This window comes from Bacillus sp. FSL R5-0654, assembly GCF_038008745.1.
Taxonomy (GTDB): Bacteria; Bacillota; Bacilli; order Bacillales; family Bacillaceae; genus Bacillus; species Bacillus safensis.
This window is the reverse complement of the sequence record NZ_JBBOZV010000001.1, coordinates 1,228,686-1,246,061: the sequence shown is the minus strand read 5'-3', so window position 1 is coordinate 1,246,061 and position 17,376 is coordinate 1,228,686. Positions and strand designations below refer to the sequence as shown.

The window sequence follows — 17,376 nt, the reverse complement described above, 5'->3', positions numbered from 1 at the left end:
CTTTAAGGGGCTTTTTCATTAACGTAATAATTGAAGTACGTTTTGCGGCTGTTGGTTTGCTTGAGCTAACATTGCTTGAGATGCTTGAGAAAGAATGTTGTTCTTTGTGAACTCACTCATTTCTTTCGCCATGTCAACGTCACGAATACGAGACTCAGCAGCTGTTAAGTTTTCAGCAGAAGCACCAAGGTTATTGATTGTGTGCTCTAAACGGTTTTGGACTGCACCAAGAGCTGAACGCTGTTTAGATACAGCGCCGATTGCTGCGTCGATTTTTGCTACTTCGGTGTCAAAGTTAAAGCCTTCTTCATTAACTACAATATCTTTTACAGTTAAAGTTTCTGCATCCATTTTGCCAATCTGTACGTTGATATTTTGCTCAATGTTTGCACCAATTTGAAATTGGAATCCTTCCTCAACGCTACCATCCAACAGATTCTTTCCGTTAAATGCTGTACGCTGAGAAATACCATCAATTTCATCCACCAAAGCAGTGAGTTCTTCTTGAATAGCTGTTAAATCTTCTGTTTGTTGAGTACCAACGTTACCCGCTTGAACTGTCAATTCACGCATACGTTGAAGAATCGCATGTGTTTCAGTTAATGCACCCTCAGCTGTTTGAATAAGAGAAATACCATCTTGTGCGTTTTTAGACGCCATTTCTAATCCGCGGATTTGTCCACGCATTTTCTCAGAGATGGCAAGACCTGCTGCGTCATCTCCTGCACGGTTGATACGAAGTCCAGAAGAAAGCTTTTCCATGTTCTTTTGCCCTGCACCATTGTTGGCAGACAAACGGTTCAATGTGTTAAGTGCTGCGATATTGTGGTTAATTCTCATGTTAAATGACCTCCGTGTGTTTGAACCAATTGGACGTCCTTATCCAAAAGTTCTAAATTAGAATTTTTTTGTAAGCCTTACAATCCATTTATCGAACTTTAATGGAATATGTTTAACAAAAAAGGAATAAATAAGGATAAAGTCTCATTAACTATGATCGTTTCGCTAGAGTATGCCAAATTTAAAGGTCATTTTTCATGATTTATAACAGGGGTTTAAGAATCATAAGACTGGAGAAAACTCGAAGAATAAAGCATAAAAAAAAGCCCCATAAAGGGGCCTGTCATTAACGTAGTAATTGAAGTACGTTTTGTGGCTGTTGGTTCGCTTGTGCAAGCATTGCTTGAGACGCTTGAGAAAGAATGTTGTTCTTAGTGAACTCACTCATTTCTTTCGCCATGTCAACGTCACGGATACGAGACTCAGCAGCTGTTAAGTTTTCACCAGAAGCACCAAGGTTGTTGATTGTGTGCTCTAGACGGTTTTGGACTGCACCAAGTTTACCACGCTCAGTAGATACTTTATTGATTGCAGCATCTACTTTGTCTAATAAAGCATCTGTATTAGCAGCTGTAGCAGTTGTTACATCATAATCTGCTTTCAACATATCAAGACCAGCAGCAGCAGTACTCATGTTACCAATATTAACAGTTAATTGTTGAGTTTTGTTAGCACCAATTTGGAAAGTAAATCCATCTGTTGCTGTACCATCAAGTAATTTTTTACCGTTGAATGCTGTACGATTAGAGATACCATCTACTTCATCTAAAAGGTTGTCGATCTCATCTTGGATCGCTTTAAGATCTGTAGTTGCATCTTGCGTACCAGTGTTACCCGCTTGAACAGTTAGTTCACGAACACGTTGAAGGATTGAGTGAGTTTCAGTCAATGCACCTTCAGCTGTTTGGATAAGAGAGATACCGTCTTGTGCGTTTTTAGATGCCATTTCTAATCCGCGGATTTGTCCACGCATTTTTTCAGAAATCGCAAGACCTGCAGCGTCATCTCCTGCACGGTTGATTTTAAGACCAGAAGATAGTTTCTCCATGTTCTTTTGGCTTGAAGCGTTGTTTGCAGACAAACGGTTTAATGTGTTAAGTGCTGCGATATTGTGGTTAATTCTCATTTCCTATTACCTCCATGTATGTGGGACCTGACAGACGTCCTTGTCTGAAAAAAGTCCTTTATTCTAGGGCTTATCAACCCTGACAATTCTATTATCGGACGTGATTATAGGATGTTTAGCAGATTTTTAAAAAAATATCGCATTTTTATCATGATGTTAATCCTAACTTTGAGAATTCTATAAAAATAAAAGCTGCTGATCTCTTATCAGCAGCTTTACAATTTATGAATATCAGTATTGCTTGATATCAAACATTAAGATATTTTGGTACACCACGTAATCCTTCTTACTTGTGAAAGGTCCTTTATTATGTTCATCATTGATTTCATAGAAATTCATCCCAATTCCAAAGCTTCTTTCTTTATACCAGTTAAGAAAATCGTTGATTTCTTTCATTGAGAGCAGATAGTCCTTTTGCAACCCGTTGATCATGGTAATTGAAAGTATACCTTTTGTTGCTTCTTCATTAGGTTTTGTTCCGTCTTGATCTTTCGGTTCTTCTGTTGAACCATCACCAGGTTTTGTCCCGTCCTGATCTTTTGGTTCTTCGGTTGTGCCGTCACCAGGCTTCGTTCCGTCCTGATCTTTCGGTTCTTCGGTTGAACCATCACCAGGCCTTGTCCCGTCCTGATCTTTTGGTTCTTCGGTTGAACCATCACCAGGCCTTGTCCCGTCCTGATCTTTTGGTTCTTCCGTTGTGCCATCACCTGGCTTTGTTCCGTTCTGATCTTTTGGTTCTTCCGTTGTGCCATCACCTGGCTTTGTTTCACCTTCAGCAATTTGCAAATCTTTTAATGAAATAGATATCACTGATTTGTAATCACTTTTAATCGATTTTGAATGAAAATATTCCTGAAAATTTCTTCCACCTATGATATATATCGTATCATCAAGTGTTACAGCACTTGACCCCACTCTAGCTTCAGGCAATTTGCTTATACTTTTTTTCACAGAATTAGACTTAACATCATAATATTGTGTATAAGGTGAGATTATGCTAGACCTGTCATCGTCATACTGACCGCCAGCCATAAACAATTTCCCCTGATATGTTGTAAATGCAGCCCCTAGTTGATAAAACTTCAATTGTGATTTTGTTTGTACCCATTGATTTGTTTCAATGCTATATTCATATACGTGGGCGTTTTTGTGATTACTTACTGTTCTTTCCCCACCTGTAACATAAATTTTATTGTTAATAACTTCTGACATTGACATTCCCGTAAATTGCTGAGGAAACATTTTTAATTGTTGCCATTTATCCGTTTTTGTATCATAACTATAAAAATTATGTTCTTGATAAGGACTTTTATTCGTTGCAAGAATATAAATTTTATCGTTTTCTTCAGTCGCAATAATATCTCCATTTGTCACAGCAGAACTTGGTATTAAGATTGGTTTTTCCGACCATTTATCAGATTCTGCATCATAAATATCAATCGTATTTTCGCTCTCTCGGTATGCTCCTCCAATGACGTATATTTTCTTACCTATAGCCACTGCCGTACTATCTGTTCTTTTTCTAGGCATATCTGCTTTTGAGCTCCACTCATTTTTATGAGGATCATACATGTAAGTATTTTTATTACTAGATGATTTTTCACTACTTCCCCCAAAAACAAAAATCTTCCCATCTACTACTGCGGAACTAGAATGAAGTCTCTCTTCCGGTAAGTCTGCTCGCTTCTTCCACCCATTTGTCTCAGCTGCATGAGCTTTTAGCGGATGAATTGTGACCATCATAAAAATAGTCAAAAGCACTAAAAATAAACCTTTTTTCATCTTTTCTTTCCTCCATATCTTAAATATCCCTCCTTTTATCGACATATTTGTAATAAAATTTAATTTTTATCATTGTACACCAGAACAAATATCCTCAAATTGCACCTGTTATTTACCCTCACACATACATCACCGGTGTCGATATTTTAATAATCTTCCCGCCTCGACGGTAAAATCTTGGGACGCGGCGGCTTAAGGTGGCGATGACTTCGTAGTTGATTGTATTGAGCATTTCGGCGATTTCATCGACAGAAATTTCTCCACCCTTTTGACGGCCGTAAATAACGACTTCCTCGCCTTGCTTTGCTTTCATTTCTCCTAAACTGATCATCGTCATATCCATGGTGACGCGGCCAGCAATCGGCATTCGTTTTCCACGGAAAAGCATAAATCCTCGATTGGATAATGCTCGTGAGTACCCATCTGCATAACCGATTGGTATGGTTGCTATCACTTCATCAGGTTTTGCTACATAGGTTGCCCCATAGCTGACGGTCCTTGGCTTTGTCACCATTTCCTTCACGAATGCAATCCTTGCTTTTAAACTGAGAGCGGGCTCTAGCTGAACAGCATCTAAACTCTCAATGTATTGCGAAGGATACAGTCCATAAAGTCCGATGCCTAGCCGTATCATATCTGCGCTAAATTCAGGAAATGCGATGGCAGCCGCTGTATTGTTCATATGTACCGTGGGCAAAGTAATGCCTTGTTTTTTTAAGAAACGAAGAAAATCAATAAAAATGCTGTGCTGCAGCAGTGTGAAATCAGGGTCAGGCTCATCCGCAGTGGAGAAATGCGTAAATATTCCATCCCACCTCAGGTTTTCACTCTTTTCAAGCGCCTCCACCACCTCTAACAGCTCTTCCTTTGTCCGTACACCTAATCGTCCCATCCCTGTGTCAACATTGACATGAATCCCAAGGCGATGCTGACTTTCTTCTTCCGCTAAGATCTCATTTGCTTGAACAATCCAGTCTTCTCGAAGGCCGGATAGGTCAATTCTCCAGGCTGCAGCCCTTTTCACACAGTCGAGCGGGGTAAATCCAAGGACCAGAATCGGTGCTTCAATTTTTGCTCTCCGCAATACAATGCCTTCTTCCAAGCTGGCAACCGCAAGCTCTGTCGCACCGCTTTCTAGTGCCTGCCGCGCTACTTCAACTGAACCGTGTCCATAAGCATTCGCCTTTACCACAGCCATGATCTTGCTTTTCCTTGGAATATGCGCTTGAATGGCTTCGATATTTCTTTTAATCGCGTCAAGATTGACCTCGATCCAGACTTCCCTGCAAAGCTTTTGCATGTATGTTTCCTCCAGTCATTTCGATATCAATGTTCGTTTTCGTGTCTAGTCTATCTTTATTCATTTTTGAGAAAAACATTCAACCGCAATGATTGAACCAGCTTTTGTCTTGATGGACATAAAAAAGAAACCACCTCAAATGGTGATTTCTTCTTTATGAACAGTCATTTATTAAACCGCAGATTTCATCATTGAATCAATTTCATGATAAATCTCCTTCAGATTTTCTCGTTCAGTCAAATATTCGGCAGTGCTCTTACGAACAGGGACATCAAATGCCAGAAAGGTGAGCGTGATCGTTGATGATTCCTGATCATTCATAGTTAATCTCAATTCAAGTGTCGAGATCTCTTCATTATTATCACTCTCAACAGATTGTTCAATCGGCACACCATCTTCTAACATGTCAACTTGTTTCAACTCTTTCAAGGAAAGCTCAGTGACTTCAAACCTGAATTTTCGAGATGAGCCGCCAGGTTGATGTGTAATAAAGCGCATTACCTTTCGCTCATCATCAATCGCAAAACCTTTATCAACATTTTGTGAAAAGATATATGTTGATGCCTGAAAACCGTCTTCTTGAAAAAGCATCATCATTTTATCTAATAATATGTTTGGATCATTCTTTTCTTTTTGTCTTTGCAATCTACCAGCTATGAATAAAATGACCATTCCCCCGATGATGCTGAGAGCCGTCCCCAACCCATTCCCTACATCTACAAAAACAGTAAAGCCTAAAATAGCAACAATATAAGCGATTACAATACCTATGATGAATACCACACCGAGCTCCTCCTGTCATGAATCTTCATTGTTATATTGGTTTAGCCATAGTATAGCATCTGGATTTTGATTGAAAAAAAATCTACTATAGACTAAACAGATACTACATTCATTTCACTTTTTAAATAGAAAGGATTTTTATGATGAACCTCTACACGACAGACGAAATCATTGATGCTCTTTTTAAAGCCTGGTCCTCTCAATCTAGTTCAAAATGGAGTAAAGAAAACCCGGCCAATGGACAATGCGGTGTCACTTCTTTAGTCGTCCATGATCTTTTAGGCGGAAAAATAAACAAAACCGCATTACCCAACGGATGGCACTTTTACAACGTAGTGAATGGAAAAAGAATCGACTTTACTTCTTCACAATTCTCGGAGGAAATCGTTTATATGGATGTACCTTCAAATCGAGAAGAAGCATTTCAAGATACGAATGAGGATCAATATCGATATTTAAAAGAAAGAGTCGTAGAATATTTAAACATATCATATTCATGAAAACAGACCATAAGAGGTCTGTTTTCATTGAAGTTCAATAAAGTGTTTAAAAGATAGGTAGTAAGAACTCACACATGCCTTCTTCTTCTCTATATCGCTCTATAATAGGTACCTGACGCATGTTCAATTGATTGTTTTGGATCATTTGAGGCAATTGTCTCCAAAACAAATTCACTGTTTCAGTTGTATGTGTCACCGTAAACACAGCATACGTTCCTCCTTCAAAATGACCAGTCTGAACCATTTGATCTTTTGTGAAATCTCTATTTGTCATAAGCATGAGGTCGTATCTGCATTTTTCTGATGGAATTTTTCCAGGATCATCTTGAGGAACACCATATATACCATATTCCTTTAATTCATCATTTAAATGATGTTGCTTAATCCATTTTTTAAATCTCTTCATCATCTCAAAATTCTCTTTGCTGCCATATGATCCGATATTTCTCATATACACCATTTTCATATTCGTTAACATTTCAATTTTGTCATTCATGATTTCCCTCCAACTCGTATTGGAACACTGGCCAATCATTCCTTACAAACAACGGTAACATCCTTTAAAATATAATGCAGTAGGATATTAAAAATAATGTAATGTATGATGAAAAATACATATTTTTCAAGATTTGAATCTTTAAAACAAAAAAGAACGGACAACGGCCGCTCCCTTTCTATTACGATTCATTTTTTGAAGGCTTAGCACATTGAAAACCAAAAAAGCCATTAAAAAGGCTCTTTTAGTTTAAGCAAAATAACCGATACTAGATGTATGTCCTCTTTGGGCTTCATTATGGATATCGTTTGACGAAACATAGCTAAAAGCACCTAACACACTGACAATTATAAATACGGTTGCTACTGACTTAAATTTCATAAAGACAGTCTCCCCTTTTAATTTGGTGTTGGAAATATAGAATCTTCTCGTAAAATTCGTTTGAGCGTTCTATATCTCCTGCTTTATTATAATGCTTCGCTGCATCTTTCGCTAAATCTTCAAGATTTGCAAAAAAAGACTTTGATTCCAAATAAGCCATTGACTCTGTTATACGATTCACATTGTTATCTATATATAGTGATTTCAACATAATGAATGTATTTATAAAAATATCATCCTTTAATTTTTCAGCTAACTCGATCCCATAGTTTAATGCATATAAACCTAAATCACTCTGATTATCTTTAAAGTATGATTTTGTCAACATGACCAGCGGATCAAGGATTTTGTTTAAATGCTCATATCCCTGTTCTTTAAACGAATGAATAGATTCATTAAAATATTTAATTGCCATTGAAAGATTATTGTTATGAAAATAACTCAACCCTAAATTATAGAGTGCTGATCCTTTTAATCGTTTTGTTGAATTGTCGGCGGCTTTTTCTAGTGCGTGTTGAAAATGGGGTATTGCTTTTTCGGGGCAGCCCATATCTATATAGTTTAATCCGATCACAAAAGAACATTGTATTTCTCTTACAGTGTATGTATCTTTTTCTCGATAACATTGTATCGCCTGTGCGATATGGTGCATAGACATGTGGGTTTGTTTCATGTGGTAATAGATTTCAGCCATCTTGTAATTGAACTCGGCCCGTTCAATATCGTCACTGACAAGAGACAGCTTTTTTTCTGCCCGTTTATAGAAGGTAATCGCATTTAGGTATTCATAGTTTTCAAATTCATACATGCCGTAGAAAAAATTGAAGTAATACTCGAGTAATCCTGTTAATTTCTCTTGGTCCCTTTTGATCTTCATTGCGAGCTCCTTGAAGTTAGCCCGCTCTTTCCCATTTTCTAAAGGATTCAAGTAATCAAGCATTAATTTATGTCTGAACTCCATGAGTGAGAAATACAATAATAAATCTTGATTTTCTTCCATATGATCAAGCATTGATTTGATTTCCTCTTTATATGCTTCGGCGTCCGGTACGTTAAATCTTTGAATATGATAATACCATTCATTGATTTTCAAACCGACGTGAGAAGAAAGCACTTTCTCCATCAGCCCCTACCCCTTCCTCTATTTTCCCTATAATGACATATATTATCATTTTATGAACCATTCGACACCGAAAAGAAACCGCAAAAAAGCCCTATAAAGGGCCCTGTGAATGATAAGATAAAAAGACTTCTATTCATAAATAAGCACCCAGTATTCCGCCCCAGGTTCTCCTTCTTCTACAACAGCCTTCCAGCCTCTTTTTTGATAAAAAGATAAAGCTTTGTGATTTTCGGAGACACATTTGAGGGTGACCGGTGTTCCCAAAACTTTTATCGCTTGTTTGAGCAGCAGATCGCCAGCCCCTTGACCAGCAGCTTCAGGATGTACAAACAAGAGATGAATAAAACGATCTGGTACATATAGAGAAATGAATCCAAGGATTTTATTGTTCTCCTCAGCTAAGAAAATTTGCTCTTCCTGCGTATCTTGATCAAAATCTTGCAGATTGAGTTCTTCTGGATTGAGCCAGTGAAAGCTCTGGCGCCGTGATTCTAAATAAATTTGCCTTAATTGTGGATAATCGATCGTTTTTGCTTCTCGAATGAGCAATAGAATTCCCCCGTTTTTATTGAAATGTGAAGCAGCATTATTTAACTCGACACTTCTCCTGCTTTTCTACCAAGTTTCATTGATAACTGAACGCCAATCATTAACGAGACGATGACAAGCATTGCCACAATGGAAGCATAAAAATGTCCGCTTAGATCGAAAACCAAGCCAATGAAAAACGGACCGAATCCACCCACGATGTACCCGCCCATCTGCGACATCGCGGACCATGTTCCGGCTTCCTCCGGAGTGCTCGTCTCCATAATCGGAAGCATAAGCGCTAAAGGAAATAATCCACCTGCACCCATACCTAGGAAAATGACGGCTGGCAAGATCGGCATTGGCAGAAGAAGAAAGATAAGACCAATGAGTTCAGACAAACTGCATAAGATGAGAAATAATTTCGGTTTTCCTAATCGAGTAACGACCGCTGGAACGAGTAGTGCCACCGGAATCTGAATGAGTGTAAATATGGTCAAGAGCATGGCAGCATATTGCGGACTGTTTCCGAAACTAAGAGCAATCGGTGAAATCCATGCCGTCAAAGAATAAAACATACTGGACATAAAGCCAAAGAACAAGGTGAATTGTATGGCCTTTTTGTTTCTCAACGGCAATTTTAACGGCAAAGTTACATGATCACTCTGCTCATTTTTGCGAACTAAACCGACCCATAGAATAAGTGCAATCACTCCTAGAATAGCCCAGCAGGACAACGCAAATGGAAGATGATGCTGGCTACGCAGATAAATTGGAATGGTGAAGCCGGATGCGAGCGCTGCACCTATCGTCATCGAAATTGAATACACACTGACGATACCAGGATTTCTCGGGAAATATTTTTTAATAAAACTAGACAATAAAGGACCCGCGAAGCTAATCCCTACACCTCCTGCAAAAGCAGTCATGAGCAGGATAGCAACCGATTGGCTTGTACCACGCAGTGCGGTGGCAATCGTGATAAGAAGAATCGAGAAAAACAGCGTTCTCTCTAAACCAAACCGCCGGCTGAGTATCGTCGCAACAGGAGCAAATATTCCCATACAAAGAACAGGCAAAGTGGTCAAAAGACTTGCTGTCAGTGCGTTTACGCCAAGCTCTGATTGGATCATGCTCATCATGGAAGCTACGGAAGTAATGATCGGACGTAAGTTTAATGCCGCTAAAAATAAAGCGGCTAAATAATATATTTTTTTCATCAATACCCTTCTTTCTCTCTCATCTTGTTAAGGTTACTTTGAGTATAAATCTGCTGCATTCATTGATCAATACAATAATTCGTATTATGATGATAGGAGAAAACTATCATTTACGAAAGGAAGACAAATGGATACCCGGCATATTACCTATTTTATGGCTGTATTCAATCATTTGCATTTTACAAAAGCTGCTGAGCAGCTAGGCATATCACAACCTACACTTAGCCAGCAAATTCGACTGCTTGAAGCAGAAGTTGGGATGCCGCTCTTTGATCGAATCGGCAAAAAAGTCGTTGCTACCGAAGCTGGTTCGCTGCTTTATCAATATGGCATGAAAATGCTTCAAGCTGAAAGAGATGCAAAAAATGCGATGAAAGAACTATTATCAGAAAAACGAGGAACCGTTCGTCTCGCAGTACTCCCCTCCGATCTTGATTTTCAGCTGGTGCCACTTTTTGTAGAATTTAAAACACTTTACCCCGAAACCAATCTGAAGGCATATTCAAATATCTTCGTTCGTGACGAAGTCCTTTCACATAAAGTAGATCTCGGCATCGGACTTCAAGGGCCTGCGGATAAGCGTCTCGTTCAAATTCCACTTGGTAGTGAGCCCTACGAATTATTTGTTCATTCAGAAAGTGATTTCGCCCAAAAGAGTGAAGTGACTTTAGAAGAGCTGACTCAGCATGCGTTGGTCATGTATCCGAAGGGATATCTTGGAAGGGATTTAGTAGATGACGTATGTAAAGAACAGGGTGTTGAACTGGACACTGCCATGGAGGTTGGGTCTGCATCTTCGCTATTGCAGCTGGTTGAAGCGGGAATCGGCGCAACCATTCAGCCAAGAGGATTACTAAAACAACATTCGACGTGGCCCAATATTGTTTCGATTCCTATTGCTGAGCCAGCACCTGTCCGGCACTTGGAATTAATTTATTATGCAGATCGATTTGTCAGCAAAGCACAACAGCAGCTATCTGAATGGCTGATAGACTTTTTCAAATCAAGAACAAATTAAAAAGTGAGGTTAACACATGAAGAATGCAAACAGCATATTTACAAGAACAAACCGAGTTGTTATTCGCCAATTCGATAGACAGGATATTGAAGCATTTTATCAATATCGAGCAAATCCTTCTATAGCAAAATTTCAATCCTGGGAAAACTACACATACGAAGATGCTGAATCATTTGTTCAACATCAAATGGCACAAAAACCTAATCAACCGGGGACATGGTTTCAATACGCTATTGCCTTATCTGAGTCCAATCAGCTGATAGGAGATTGCGCCATCCATACGCTTGACAGTGAGCCAAGAATTGTTGAAATAGGTTTTACACTCGCGCCTGAATACCAAGGAATGGGCTATATTCATGAAGCTCTGAGTGCAATTTTCGAATATATTTTTATAACACTAAACAAACATAAAATCATTGCCTTTACCGATGTGCGCAACGAAAAATCCATTCGAGTGCTGGAACGTTTAGACATGAGACGCGAAGGACATTTGCTGCAAAATTATATGTCTAAGGGACATTGGGTTGATGAATATCAATATGCCATGCTTCAATCTGAGTGGGCCGCTAAGCGTCATTAAACATTTATTTCCTATTCAAAATTCCTAAATAAGCGCTCCATGGACCCACATCGGCTCGATATCGTTCCGCCATGACCCGAACAATCTGGGACATATGTGTGAAGTCATGGACAACCCACGCAGAAAGTAATTCGCTCACTTGCACGACCCCAAACTCCGGATGAACGCCCTTTTTCTCTAAATCAAGGCCTGAATGTGTCATACGCTGAATGTATGCCACATTCTCCATCCGCACATGATGAAACTCAGAAAGTGCTTGTTCTATCTGTCTTTCAGATTGGTTCAAATGGGAGTAGCGGTCAAACGCAGGAAATGGTGTATTCTCTCCATCAGCAAGAATCACATTTAATCGAGGAATCCAATTGAATTTCTCTGCTTCAATCAAATGTTCAATGACTTCAACTGGATTCCACGTTCCCTCCCCTTCCCGGCTGTGAAGCCAATCCTTCGATAAACCCGACAAAAGACTTTCTAACGTGTGAGGAGTTCGACTCAACATATCCAAAGCTTCATTTAAATTGAAATTCATGTGGTTGCTCCTTTATCCATTTTCTTTATTCTAATGGATTTTGGATAGATTGTAACTCATACCTCAAGACAGATAAAGGTGCTTATGCCTTTTATTTTCTTTGACTATGGATCATTTGATCGATCAACTCAAACATTTTTTTCATGAATTAGATTAAAAAAAGCCCTTTTCAGGGGCTTTTTTTGGATTCGTTCTGATTGATTAGCTCTCGTTTGCCAACATGTACGCTGCAGTTTCATGCATATCTTTCAATCCTGATCTCTGTGCGTACTCGGCCACAGTGATCGCACTTGTCGTCAGAAGTTCTATTATATGTTCATCCATTCCTGGCCAAGTTCTCCCGCCTGCTTTTTCATACGCATGGATAAGTTTTGTTAACCCTTCTTTCCCAAAGAGAAGCTGATGCGACAAAAAGTCTACAGATACATCACCAATCCCCACTTCAGACCAATCAATCACACCCGTCACACATTGATTTTCATCAATCAGAATGTGGCCAGGATGCAAATCTCCATGCTTCACTCCCACGAAAGGCGGCCATAAAGAATCTTTAGCTAGCCAATCTTGCCAGCGCTCCCATAAATCGCTGTTAATGGTGTATTGCGATTTGACACGTTCCATTCGCTGTTTCATTGATCCTCTTAATTCATGAGCACTGAGCATCTCCACACCGATTGTTTTAAAAGGCTGTTGATCTAAGGAATGTACATTCGCTAGAACTCTTCCTAATGATTCGTAATAGGCGTGCGGTACATTCGTTTGGTCAAAACTCCACACATACGATTGCTTCTCCACATCAATACTAGCCGCCGGTACCCCCTCTAATTGTTTATAAGCAATCAGACTTTCTGTAAAGATAGACCACTGAGGGACCTGAAATTGAACCTGCTTACTCATATGATCTAATGTCTTTTTTTCTTGTAAAGTATGTTTCATTGATTCAGGTCTGCGAGGCACTCTTAATATCCATTGATCACCATGAAAATCTTTGACATGTGCGACACGGAAATCAACACCTGATTCATTTATTTTGACGGTATTCTCTGAAATATCTAATCCGTGATGATTGGCTAACTGCTTTAATTCTAGTCTATTCATATTCATTCCTCCAATTGCTCATTTAATCATGATCAATAGGCATCATTAATATCATCACAAAAAACCACAAAAGGCTACTTTATGTGGTCAGAGTAAACAAAGCTAGACTTATGCCTTTCTTTGTATTATAAAAACATACAAAAAAGACAGAACAATTATCTGCCTGTCTTCTAGTGAAATTGCATACTTTCCCGCTGAAGATCATTAAAAATGTGCAGACTACCCCGTTTACTCCGTTTGATGAAAACAGAGCCTTTGTACATATGAAATTACTGATTGTTCAAAGTTTGCTGGCGTAATCTTCCTGCATGCATCATCTTTAACCATCCTCCTCTTTGTCATATAAAGTTACTATACTTTATTTAAATATGACTTTCAATAAGACTACGAAAAGAAGGATTTAAAATCATCCAACATCCTATTGATTACATTTAATATAATAAATGTATTTACTTGTGTTAAGATATGGTTATTGATTCCATTAAACTCAAAAACCCGATGTACTATGAATTATGAGTGTATGAGTGGCAATTAGAACAAATCAAATGTAGCTAAGTCATTTAAAGGGAGAATTGATATGACTCATTTAGAATTCGTATTCGGCTTGCTTCCAGTAAGTATAATCATCGCTTCTTTTATCGTCACATTGTTTGTACAAAAAGTTTATTTCATGCCAGTTGTGAGCTTTATCATTTTGCTCATCCTGACATTTACACTTTTTAATGTCTCTTTCTTAGGGTGGTCAGTTGTTTACACTTTAGGCTCATTCATTGCTTCATATATAGCATTATTCATCATGAAAACTTTAAATAAAAAGAGATCTTAAACTACATTTTTAAAAGCCCTTTTGAGGGGCTTTTATTCTTTCACTGGATGAATGTCTTCTCCTAAAAGAGTGGTAAGAGACTCTCCACTATCTTCTAGAAACTCCGCTATTTCTTGCAGCTCTTTATTGATACGGTCATTCCTTGGCATATCAGGATTTAACAAAAGAATGGAGTGAACAGTCGTGGCTGCTTCGTACAAGACATTTTGATCTTTTATCTGTTTGATGCATTGTTTCATACGATCGAAAAACCATTCAATCTCTTCAATGTCTTCCATCGGATAATGTGCCATTTTAAAAAGATTCTGCTGACGAAGGTCTTGTCTTTCAAAAATTTGTTCAAGCTCTTCTCTACTTATATATAATTCAGAAGATTCATCATCAATCTCTACTACCTCGACCATCACATCTTCAGCTGTATATAACTGCTCAATAAAATCATCGAAAGTATCCGCCAGCTTAAAATCGACTCCCATTTCTAAATCAAAATAGTGAATAGGCGGGTGTTCCTTCGTTTTTCGATAATCCATTGCGATCCATGTATCTTCCTCTCCGCTGATGATCACAAGTCCCTCCGGCAGCTCCAATTCATCACTTAACTGGGAACTATTCATGATGCCATCATCTTTGGCGATTCCTCTTAGATGGTCAAATTGAACATGATCCTCAGCCCATGAATTCGGTTGTTCCGTTGGAAACGCATTACGAACTGTAAAGCCACCATTCCATTCTAAGATGAGCTTTTTATATGTATCAGGTAAAGCGACACCAAGTCTTCCCTCTGCTTCACGAATTTTTTCCTCATCTATCTTTTCTAACGTGAAAGGACTCTCTTCTTCTTTCTCCCAGAATGATTTCAAAGTGGATGCCTCCCTATATCTATTGAGGTTAGTATAACATTGACCAACTAATCATTTACCATTTTAAAACCTCAAATTACAAACCTGTTCAATCCCTTCCTCCAATAAAGAATTTATCAGTAGATATAAAAAAGATCTGACTGGAGTACCAGCTAAGTACAAGGCACTTAAAGTGCTCAATGCCAGCATCCTCAGGTTATTCCTTCTGGACAAAATATTCACGTTCGATTTGTTTATCTATATCATGCGATGATCCACGTAGAAAAAGATCTTCTTTTTCTCAGTTTGTTGACCAATAGACACAAAAAAACCTTGAAAGGCATTAGTCAATCAAGGTTCATTTTGTTACTTCATCTTCACTGCTTCTTTCATTTCCTCTATTATTTTATTAAACCACTGTAAAGGGTTTAATGAGATCGCCGGAAAATAGATTTCTGCATTATTATCGATAAAGTTTTCTTTTTCCTGTATTGTTAAAGTACTATTCAAAAAATCCTGACAATCCTTTATAGTAGACAGCAGACATTCTTTACTAGCTTCATGAATAAACTCATCAATCGCTTCTTCTGGGGAATCGATATCCTGATGAAATGTGCCACCTAAAAAATCTTCTAACTCTTCTAAATAACTGTAACTCTCATTCATTTTATCATCCTTCTTTCTATTTAACAGGGTATCCCGTTAAAATAAAACCCCCATTCTCATCTTTTTTCAATATAATTTTCGCATTTGTAACATTCTCGACTACTTCTGAATTTCTCGAAACACTTTCTGCCAATTACCTCTCCATCACCCTTATATTTTAATAGAGTAACATAACGTGATGTTACACATTTCTTCTCACGACAGAAAAAGCAGACTCTGCAAAAGTCTGCCTTTTTCACCTTTTGAAAATTAAGTATACAATGACTCGTTTAACCACTCTTCACAATGTTCTATCAGCCACTTCAAATATTCCACATATTGACCGACATGAAAGCCGTCACAAACAGCATGATGTACTTGAATGGCGACTGGCAAGATGATTTTTCCTTCTTCCACCTTAAATTTGCCTAACGTAAATATCGGCAGTAAATAAGTTTCATCTGTAGATACATTAAGGTTAAAAGAAGTAAAATCAATCCAAGGCAGGCTTGAAATATTGAACATATTTTCTGGCATATGAGGTTTCGGAAATAGTTTGTTACTTTCGCTATAAGCTTCAATATCAGCTACACAGCTTTTATAAAACTGAGCAAAGTTTTCGTCATAAGGCGTCCAAATACTTGAAAATGTCTTTGTTTCTTTATTTAGAATCGTATAACTAGGATTTAGAAGATCCCAGTGACCAAGTTCATCGTTCACTAGATCCATCCGAAACTCCGGTATTTTTTGCACAGCCCTTGCTAACAAATAAATTTGCACAGGATATACTTTTAGATTTTTTTCTTTTAATATTGCATGCAATTTCGTGATGTCTAGATCGATCACCAGGCTATATGAGCATCGGGTTACCTTCGTATAATGATGGAAGTGTTCTTTTCTCGGATAATTATCTATTTGTTTAAACATTTTTATCTCCTCCTGAATGTAATTTCATGAATTCAGGAGGAGACTTTATCTGTTTTCACCACCACAATCATCCTTTCAAGTGATTTGTCATGTTTCTGTCCATTCAAAGTCTACCATGAGTTTTGCCTACGATAAACCCTGCAGCAACTCTTCATAAGTGAGCTGGCTGAAGTATTGAAATATTCATTCTATTAGTATATTTAAAGAAGAGGAACTCGAATAAAAAAGCACCTTCTATCGTAGAAAGTACTTATCTTATATTCTAGCACTAGCTTTTTTATAATTTTGAAGAAAATGATGACCTTCATTTAAAAAAACTAGAAAACGCTTATTCATAGTTTCAATAACGATTCTATCTGGTTGACCATATGGAGCACCAATTCTATAATCAATATTATCTGCAATTCCATACTTGTCCGACTCTTTAATACTAACGATTTGATCAATTGGTATTTCTGTTTTAGATAAACCAAATTTTAAGACTAAGTATTTTTCACCAAAACTGTAACGGGTTTTTAGGAAAACAGTAAAAATAAAGAAAAGTGCTAATAAAAAGATTAACATAATTACATATTCCATAGAATCACTCTTTTTTATACTTTTATCTAATTTTACCATGTTTTTTACTTTTTAAAACCAACAACTTTAATAGAAGTATTATATATGTTTTAATTCACCCTAGTAAGGCATGTTCTATGAAGGTTGGTCAGTTGGATAGTAATATTCTTTGTCGTATTTATTGGCGTTGAAGCATCTTTTAGAACGATCAATAAAATGAGGCATCGAACCAATAAAGACTAACAAAAAAAGCCCCTATATAAAGGGGCTTTTGATT

19 protein-coding genes are annotated in these 17,376 nt (G+C 37.9%); 4 read left to right on the top strand and 15 right to left on the bottom strand.

Annotation, left to right across the window (positions count from 1 at the left end; genetic code table 11):
• Positions 1–18: 18 nt before the first annotated feature.
• From hag (NSS76_RS06140) to NSS76_RS06120, 5 genes are all read right to left on the bottom strand, one after another.
• Positions 19–840 carry a flagellin Hag gene (gene hag, locus NSS76_RS06140; RefSeq protein WP_025093449.1) on the bottom strand — a complete coding sequence of 274 codons (822 nt, stop codon included), beginning with the start codon at positions 838–840 and terminating at the stop codon, positions 19–21.
• Between the two features lie 286 nt (positions 841–1,126).
• The gene (gene hag / locus NSS76_RS06135) at positions 1,127–1,966 is read right to left on the bottom strand and encodes a flagellin Hag (RefSeq protein ID WP_025093448.1); all 840 of its coding nucleotides are present in this window, start codon (positions 1,964–1,966) and stop codon (positions 1,127–1,129) included.
• Positions 1,967–2,197: 231 nt separating this feature from the next.
• Complete coding sequence (locus NSS76_RS06130; RefSeq protein ID WP_151862985.1) at positions 2,198–3,748, bottom strand: Kelch repeat-containing protein; 1,551 nt, start codon at positions 3,746–3,748, stop codon at positions 2,198–2,200.
• Positions 3,749–3,866: 118 nt separating this feature from the next.
• A complete protein-coding gene (gene alr, locus NSS76_RS06125; RefSeq protein WP_034621719.1) occupies positions 3,867–5,048 on the bottom strand; it encodes an alanine racemase in 1,182 nt (393 codons plus the stop codon).
• Positions 5,049–5,219: 171 nt separating this feature from the next.
• Positions 5,220–5,831 (bottom strand): hypothetical protein, encoded by a 612-nt coding sequence (locus NSS76_RS06120; RefSeq protein ID WP_044334595.1) that lies wholly within the window; start codon positions 5,829–5,831, stop codon positions 5,220–5,222.
• A gap of 143 nt (positions 5,832–5,974) precedes the next feature.
• Between NSS76_RS06120 and NSS76_RS06115 the strand changes: the two genes are divergently transcribed.
• Positions 5,975–6,331 (top strand): YunG family protein, encoded by a 357-nt coding sequence (locus tag NSS76_RS06115; RefSeq protein ID WP_341082666.1) that lies wholly within the window; start codon positions 5,975–5,977, stop codon positions 6,329–6,331.
• A gap of 46 nt (positions 6,332–6,377) precedes the next feature.
• Here the strand turns inward: NSS76_RS06115 and NSS76_RS06110 are convergent, their stop codons facing one another.
• From NSS76_RS06110 to NSS76_RS06095, 4 genes are all read right to left on the bottom strand, one after another.
• Positions 6,378–6,827: a GyrI-like domain-containing protein gene (locus NSS76_RS06110; protein ID WP_198456789.1), complete on the bottom strand. Its 450-nt coding sequence runs from the start codon at positions 6,825–6,827 to the stop codon at positions 6,378–6,380.
• A 370-nt stretch (positions 6,828–7,197) separates the two neighbouring features.
• Positions 7,198–8,331, bottom strand: a complete 1,134-nt coding sequence (locus NSS76_RS06105) for a Rap family tetratricopeptide repeat protein (RefSeq protein WP_087977362.1) — start codon at positions 8,329–8,331, stop codon at positions 7,198–7,200.
• Between the two features lie 129 nt (positions 8,332–8,460).
• A complete protein-coding gene (locus NSS76_RS06100; protein WP_024424975.1) occupies positions 8,461–8,880 on the bottom strand; it encodes a GNAT family N-acetyltransferase in 420 nt (139 codons plus the stop codon).
• Positions 8,881–8,921: 41 nt separating this feature from the next.
• Complete coding sequence (locus tag NSS76_RS06095; RefSeq protein ID WP_024424976.1) at positions 8,922–10,079, bottom strand: MFS transporter; 1,158 nt, start codon at positions 10,077–10,079, stop codon at positions 8,922–8,924.
• Between the two features lie 127 nt (positions 10,080–10,206).
• Here NSS76_RS06095 and NSS76_RS06090 point away from each other — a divergent pair, with 127 nt between their 5' ends.
• Together NSS76_RS06090 and NSS76_RS06085 are read left to right on the top strand one after the other, a co-directional pair.
• Complete coding sequence (locus NSS76_RS06090; protein WP_024424977.1) at positions 10,207–11,097, top strand: LysR family transcriptional regulator; 891 nt, start codon at positions 10,207–10,209, stop codon at positions 11,095–11,097.
• Positions 11,098–11,113: 16 nt separating this feature from the next.
• Entirely contained in the window at positions 11,114–11,677 is a 564-nt protein-coding gene (locus tag NSS76_RS06085) for a GNAT family N-acetyltransferase (RefSeq protein WP_341081301.1), read from the top strand.
• Between the two features lie 4 nt (positions 11,678–11,681).
• Here NSS76_RS06085 and NSS76_RS06080 read toward each other — a convergent pair whose 3' ends face one another.
• Positions 11,682–12,206 carry a DinB family protein gene (locus NSS76_RS06080; RefSeq protein WP_103132073.1) on the bottom strand — a complete coding sequence of 175 codons (525 nt, stop codon included), beginning with the start codon at positions 12,204–12,206 and terminating at the stop codon, positions 11,682–11,684.
• 201 nt (positions 12,207–12,407) lie between these two features.
• The gene (locus tag NSS76_RS06075) at positions 12,408–13,304 is read right to left on the bottom strand and encodes a macrolide 2'-phosphotransferase (RefSeq protein ID WP_103132074.1); all 897 of its coding nucleotides are present in this window, start codon (positions 13,302–13,304) and stop codon (positions 12,408–12,410) included.
• Between the two features lie 577 nt (positions 13,305–13,881).
• Between NSS76_RS06075 and NSS76_RS06070 the strand changes: the two genes are divergently transcribed.
• Positions 13,882–14,130, top strand: a complete 249-nt coding sequence (locus NSS76_RS06070) for a DUF2651 family protein (RefSeq protein ID WP_024424983.1) — start codon at positions 13,882–13,884, stop codon at positions 14,128–14,130.
• Between the two features lie 32 nt (positions 14,131–14,162).
• Here the strand turns inward: NSS76_RS06070 and NSS76_RS06065 are convergent, their stop codons facing one another.
• From NSS76_RS06065 to NSS76_RS06050, 4 genes are all read right to left on the bottom strand, one after another.
• On the bottom strand, positions 14,163–14,990 hold the full coding sequence (locus NSS76_RS06065) for an SMI1/KNR4 family protein (protein ID WP_341081296.1): 828 nt from the start codon (positions 14,988–14,990) through the stop codon (positions 14,163–14,165).
• 345 nt (positions 14,991–15,335) lie between these two features.
• The gene (locus tag NSS76_RS06060) at positions 15,336–15,635 is read right to left on the bottom strand and encodes a contact-dependent growth inhibition system immunity protein (RefSeq protein WP_024424985.1); all 300 of its coding nucleotides are present in this window, start codon (positions 15,633–15,635) and stop codon (positions 15,336–15,338) included.
• 249 nt (positions 15,636–15,884) lie between these two features.
• Positions 15,885–16,541: a type A chloramphenicol O-acetyltransferase gene (catA, locus tag NSS76_RS06055; protein WP_024424986.1), complete on the bottom strand. Its 657-nt coding sequence runs from the start codon at positions 16,539–16,541 to the stop codon at positions 15,885–15,887.
• Positions 16,542–16,796: 255 nt separating this feature from the next.
• Entirely contained in the window at positions 16,797–17,120 is a 324-nt protein-coding gene (locus NSS76_RS06050) for a SunI/YnzG family protein (protein ID WP_024424987.1), read from the bottom strand.
• Positions 17,121–17,376 lie beyond the last annotated feature (256 nt).